This window comes from Serratia nevei (genome assembly GCF_024160145.1).
GTDB lineage: Bacteria > Pseudomonadota > Gammaproteobacteria > Enterobacterales > Enterobacteriaceae > Serratia > Serratia nevei_A.
The window spans coordinates 1-249 of record NZ_JAMYWQ010000211.1 but is presented as its reverse complement, the minus strand read 5'-3'; the positions used below and the strand labels follow the sequence as shown (position 1 = coordinate 249).

Genomic DNA, 249 nt, shown 5'->3' with positions numbered 1-249 from the left:
AATGCCGTTCACTTAAGCCTCACGTGACTTATAGCTGAATGGATATTTAGGCGGAACATAAAGCACCGAACGATCATATCTTCGGTGCTTTCTTTTTTCCGGCAGAATGAAGGCCTTTACGTTTTCCCTCATCCCTCTCAGATGCTTAGGTATATTGCCCGGCGCTCCTCTGTCGCTGACCCTCACCTGAGATACCAACAGATTCAGGGCTGCCACAAAGCTTATCCGACGCGGCAAAACACCCGCCTC

At 49.8% G+C, this 249-nt stretch carries 1 pseudogene; it reads right to left on the bottom strand.

Annotated features, from left to right (window positions below):
• Positions 1-12: 12 nt before the first annotated feature.
• Positions 13-249: pseudogene (locus tag M6G53_RS25415) on the bottom strand (IS4 family transposase); the annotation flags it as partial.